The sequence below is a fragment of the Micromonospora sp. BL4 genome (assembly GCF_003667505.1).
In the GTDB taxonomy this organism is placed as follows: domain Bacteria; phylum Actinomycetota; class Actinomycetes; order Mycobacteriales; family Micromonosporaceae; genus Micromonospora.
The window spans coordinates 1-5,315 of the sequence record NZ_RCVJ01000107.1; the positions used below are offsets into that span (position 1 = coordinate 1).

At 74.2% G+C, this 5,315-nt stretch carries 5 protein-coding genes; 3 read left to right on the forward strand and 2 right to left on the reverse strand.

The features are described 5' to 3' along the window. Positions 1 to 283: 283 nt before the first annotated feature. Positions 284 to 1,378, reverse strand: coding sequence for a 3-deoxy-7-phosphoheptulonate synthase (locus EAD89_RS10875; RefSeq protein WP_121656639.1), 1,095 nt, complete (start codon positions 1,376 to 1,378; stop codon positions 284 to 286). Between the two features lie 263 nt (positions 1,379 to 1,641). Between EAD89_RS10875 and EAD89_RS10880 the strand changes: the two genes are divergently transcribed. Then, complete coding sequence (locus tag EAD89_RS10880; protein ID WP_089019304.1) at positions 1,642 to 1,857, forward strand: hypothetical protein; 216 nt, start codon at positions 1,642 to 1,644, stop codon at positions 1,855 to 1,857. Here EAD89_RS10880 and EAD89_RS10885 read toward each other — a convergent pair. Continuing rightward, on the reverse strand, positions 1,824 to 2,579 hold the full coding sequence (locus EAD89_RS10885) for a phosphodiesterase (RefSeq protein WP_121675608.1): 756 nt from the start codon (positions 2,577 to 2,579) through the stop codon (positions 1,824 to 1,826). The two genes, EAD89_RS10880 and EAD89_RS10885, sit on opposite strands and share 34 nt — an antisense overlap. A 101-nt stretch (positions 2,580 to 2,680) precedes the next feature. On the opposite strand from EAD89_RS10885, the gene EAD89_RS10890 reads away from it, so the two are divergent. Then, the gene (locus EAD89_RS10890) at positions 2,681 to 3,973 is read left to right on the forward strand and encodes a pitrilysin family protein (RefSeq protein WP_121675609.1); all 1,293 of its coding nucleotides are present in this window, start codon (positions 2,681 to 2,683) and stop codon (positions 3,971 to 3,973) included. Next, entirely contained in the window at positions 3,970 to 5,313 is a 1,344-nt protein-coding gene (locus EAD89_RS10895) for a pitrilysin family protein (protein ID WP_121656637.1), read from the forward strand. The genes EAD89_RS10890 and EAD89_RS10895 overlap by 4 nt, the downstream gene beginning before the upstream one ends. Positions 5,314 to 5,315 lie beyond the last annotated feature (2 nt).

Here is a 5,315-nt window from a genome sequence, read left to right on the forward strand (position 1 = left end):
GCCCAGCCCGTCCCCGGCTGTCTCGGCCGTTCCGGGGCGGCGGAGGTTCGGGAAGGCACAGACAGTGCCGCCCCCGGCCGGGTGGGCCGGGGGCGGCACTGGTGTCGGTGTGCAGGTCGCCTCTCGGCGAGTGGCGCTACGCGGCTCCAGCCGGACGGTATTCCGCGAAGGCTATTTAGGTGAGGCCCGGGGACACTGGGCACACCGACACCTCAGTCAACGGGCCGACCCCCGATGCTGTTCCGGCCGCCGCCGTGTCCACCGTCACAAACCCGCCCGCGCATCAGGCGAGGGTGGGCAGGGTGGCCCGACGGGCCCGGACGGCGGTGGCCAGGTGGTCCAGCACCTCCGCGGTGTCGTCCCAGCCGAGGCAGGCGTCGGTGACCGAGCGGCCGTACACCAGCTCCCGGGTGGGGTCGAGGTCCTGCCGGCCGGACAGCAGGAACGACTCCAGCATCACACCGGTGATCCCGCGCTGGCCGGCGGCCAACTGGGCGGCCACGTCCGCGGCCACCAGCGGCTGGTTGCGGTGGTCCTTGCCGCTGTTGGCGTGGCTGGCGTCGATCACCAGGCGCTCTGGCAGCCCGGCCGCACGGAGCAGTTCAAGCGCCCCGGCCACCGACTCCGCGTCGTAGTTGGGCCGGCCGCCCCCGCCGCGTAGCACCAGGTGCCCGTCGGTGTTGCCCCGGGTGTGCATGATCGCCGGGGTGCCGGAGAAGTCGATGCCGGGGAAGACGTGCGGGACGCCGGCGGCGCGGATCGCGTCCACGGCGGTGCCGATGCTGCCGTCGGGACGGTTCTTCATGCCGATCGGCATGGACAGGCCGGAAGCGAGCTGCCGGTGCACCTGGCTCTCCACCGTGCGGGCGCCGATCGCGCCCCAGGCCACCGTGTCCGCGATGTACTGCGGCGTGATCGGGTCGAGGAACTCGCAGCCCACCGGCAGTCCGAGCCGCAGCACGTCGAGCAGCAGCGCCCGGGCCCGCCGCAGGCCGGTGTTGACGTCCCCGCTGCCGTCCAGCCCCGGGTCGTTGATCAGGCCCTTCCAGCCCACCGTGGAGCGCGGCTTCTCGAAGTAGACCCGCATGACGATCAGCAGGTCGTCGGCGAGCCGGTCGGCGGCGGTACGCAGCCGGTGCGCGTACTCGAGGGCGGCGGCCGGGTCGTGCACCGAGCAGGGGCCGACCACCACCAGCAGGCGGTCGTCCTCGCGGTCCAGCACCCGACCCACCGCGCGTCGGCCGGTCAGCACGGCCGAGGCGAGCGGGGCGTCCAGGGGCAACTCGTGGTGCAGCAGCGCGGGCGTGGTCAGCGGCACGACACGGTCGATCCGCTGATCGCTGACCCGGTCGGTCTCCGGGGTCGTCACGGTGGGCATCCTTCCGCCGACCGTGCCCGGGGCCGGTGCCCGGGACGAGCCGGCTGCTCGTACGCAAAAGGGCAGGAACGACAGCTCCTGCCCAGCCGGCTCGGTCCGTGGTGACGTCAGATCATGGTGAAGTCACCGGCGTGCGAGCCGGCTGCCTAAACCATCGATACGAACGCGTCACCGGGCCAGCGTACCCGACGGGCGGCGGGGCCCGCACAACCAAGCGGCGGAACGCCGCGTGCCGGGGCCGGGGTCGGGGTAACAGGGGTGCCATGACTGACGAGCAGAGCGATCAGGACCGGGTGGAGTCCCGCGCGCACCTCCTGCCCGAGGAGGCGGCGGTGGGCAGCGACGACCCGGAGGCGCAGGCCGACGCCATCCTCACCGAGTCCGACATCCGTGAGGAGGACCAGAACGCGGCCCCGGACACGGTGCTGGAGCACCGCACCTCGGATCAGACCGTGGTCGCGTCCGAGCCACCGGACTGAACGGTTGCTCCGCGCCCCCGGCGCGAACCCCGGTAGGTCTGGTCCCGCAGCCAGATCAGCGGGCCGGCCGCCCGTAGCCCCGGTGGCAGGTTGCGCACCGGGTCGAAGGCGAGCGCGGCGTCGTCCCGAGCGCTGAGCTGGGCGCCGATGCTGACCTGCCCGACCGGCCGCCACGGCCCCACGGCGGACGCGACCGCGAGCACCAGGCGCGGCGCGTCCGCGCGGGTCGCGGCGGCCACCGCGGCCAGGCTCCGGCCGAGGTCGACCGAGTCGGGGTCGGCCAACGCGGCCAGCCAGAGCCGGCGTCGACCCGCCCGGTAGCACATGATCGTGCTGTACGTCCCGGCGAAGCGGCGTCGGGGCAGCGGCAGGTTCCGCAGCAGCGGTGCCGCGCCGCTGGAGCTGACCAGCAGGTCGAACGGGCGGCGCCCGCAGTGCACGCGTACCGCCAGGCCCAGCACGTCGGGCCAGCCGCCGGCGGTGGGCACCCCCTTGGAGAAACGGACGGTGGCCCGGTACCGGCCGGGGTCGTCGAGCAGGCCCACACCGGTGGGCGGGCCCGGCGTACCCCAGATCATCACCTCGCCGGAGAACGAGCGGCCGGTCGGGTGCAGCAGCCGGCCGCGGCGCAGCCGGGTCAGTGCGGCGGAGGCGCGTACGACGGCGGTGGCGGCCCGGCCGGCGGTGCGGGACGCGGGCGGGGTGTGGGGCGGCGCGGGCATGCCCCACCGGTACCCCGAACGGCCGGCTCGATGCCGGTGGGTCGGCTCGCCGACCGACCGCACGTCACCTTTCCGCCCGCGAGATCGGATAGCGTCGTGTCATGCCCGACAGCGGTTACCCCTGGCCCATCGAGACGTCCCGACTGGACAACGGCCTGCGCGTGGTGGTGAGCGAGGACCGCACCGCCCCGGCGGTGGCCGTCAACCTCTGGTACGACGTCGGCTCCCGGCACGAGCCGGCCGGGCAGACCGGCTTCGCCCACCTCTTCGAGCACCTGATGTTCGAGGGCTCGGTGAACGTGGCGAAGACCGAGCACATGAAGCTGATCCAGGGCTCCGGCGGTTCGCTCAACGCAACCACCAACCCGGACCGGACCAACTACTTCGAGACGGTCCCGGCCGAACACCTGGAGCTGGCGCTCTGGCTGGAAGCCGACCGGATGGGCGGCCTGGTCCCCGCGCTCACCCAGGAGACCCTGGACAACCAGCGCGACGTGGTGAAGAACGAGCGCCGGCAGCGCTACGAGAACGTCCCGTACGGCGACGCCTGGCTGCGGCTGCTGCCGCTGCTCTACCCGCCGGGTCACCCGTACCACCACGCGACGATCGGCTCGATGGCCGACCTCAACGCCGCCGACCTCGCCACCTTCCAGGCGTTCCACCAGACGTACTACGCGCCGAACAACGCCGTGCTCACCGTGGTCGGCGACGCCGCGGCCCCCGAGGTGTTCGCGCTGGCCGACAAGTACTTCGGCGCGCTGCCCGCGCGCGAGGACATCCCGCCCGCCCCGGACGGCCGGAGCGTCCCGGCGACCGGCCGGCCGGCCGTGGAGCAGGTGACCGGCGACGTGCCGGCCCCCCGGGTGTACGTCGCGCACCGCGGCTACCCGTTCGGCAGCCCGGGGTACGACGTCCTCACCGTGCTCGCCACCGTGCTCGGCAGTGGCCGGGGCAGCCGGCTCTACCAGCGCCTCGCCGACGGTGAGCGGATCGCCCAGCCGGACCTGGTCGGCGCGTACGGGGTGGACCTGGCGCACGCCCCGGCGCCGCTGATCGCCACCGCCACCGCCCGCCCCGGCGTGAGCGCCGAGCGGCTGGCCGAGGGGCTGGCCGAGGTCGTCGACGAGTTGGCCACCGTGCCGGTGACCGCGGCGGAGCTGGACCGCGCCAAGGCGTTGCTGAGCACCGCGTGGTGGCGTCAGATGTCGACTGTGGACGGCCGTGCGGACACGCTCGGCCGGTACGCCACCCAGTTCGGTGACCCGGCGAAGGCCGCCGAGCGCCTGCCGGCCTGGCTCGCGGTGACCGCCGAGCAGATCGCCGAGACCGCCACCGACGTGCTCGGCGCGGCCGACCGGGTGACCCTGACCTACCTGCCCGAGGAGACCCGATGACGCTGATCACCGACCGTCCCGGCCCGGGCGCCGCCCGCCCGTACCGGTTCCCGCCGGTGGTCCGCCGCGCCGTGGGCGGTGGGCAGGTGGTCGCCGCCCACCTGCCCGGGCAGAACCTCGCCGTCGCGTTGCTGCTGCTCGACGCCGGCGCCGGCCGGGAGCCGACCGGCAAGGAGGGGCTGGGTGGGGTGCTTGCCAAGGCGTTGGAGGAGGGCACCGCTCAGCGGGACGCGACCGCGTACGCGCTGGCCATCGAGGCGCTCGGCACCGAGCTGGTGACCGGGCTGGACTGGGACTCCTTCCAGGTCAGCGTCCAGGTGCCGGTCGACCGGTTGACCGCTGCGGTGCAGTTGCTCGCCGAGGCCGTCCGGACGCCCCGACTGGACCCGGCCGACGTCCGGCGGGTCCGCGACGACGAGGCCAATGCGCTGCGGATGGACTGGGCCAACCCGGGCCCGCGCGCCGACGCGGCGTTGCGCGCCGACCTGTTCGGCGCGGAGAACCGCTGGGGACGCCCGATGTACGGCGACCCGGAGTCGGTGGCCGGGCTGGACGTGGAGGACGTGACCGTCTTCCACTCCGAGTGGTTCCTGCGGCCGGGCACCCTGGTCGTCGCCGGTGACCTGGACCGGATCGACCTGGACGCGCTGGCCGCCGCGGTGTTCGCCGGCACCGGTGGGGGCCCGGCCGACCGGGGTGGCCCGATCGAGGTGCCGGTGCGTACCGGACGGCGGATCATCCTGGTGGACCGGCCGGGCTCGGTGCAGTCCACGCTGCGACTGGGCCACCCGTCGCCGCACCGGGCGCATCCCGACAACGTGCCGATGACGCTCGCCGGCACCGTGCTCGGCGGGGCGTTCACCTCCCGGCTCAACCACCTGATCCGCGAGGTGCGCGGCTACACGTACGGCATCCGGGGTGACTTCGCCTCGTCCCGCCGGTTCGGCCGGTTCGCGGTCAGCTCCGGTGTGCAGACCGCAGTAACCGCGCCGGCCCTGGTCGAGGCGGTGGGGGAAATCACCCGTACCCAGGTGGGCGGGGTGACCGAGGACGAGCTGGCGGTGGCCCGTTCCTGGCGGGCCGGGCAGCTCTCGGTCGAGTTGCAGAGCCCCCGGGCGATCGCCTCCGCACTGACCACGCTGGTGGTGCACGACCTGCCGGACGACTACCACGCCCGGCTGCGCGAGGAGTTGCTCGCCGCTGACGTGGACCAGGTCTCCGCCGCCGCGGCCACCCACCTGCACCCGGACGCGCTGACCCTGGTCATCGAGGGCGACGCCGCCCTCATCCGCGACGACCTGAGCGCCGCCGCCCTGGGCGACCTGATCCCCCACCCCTAACC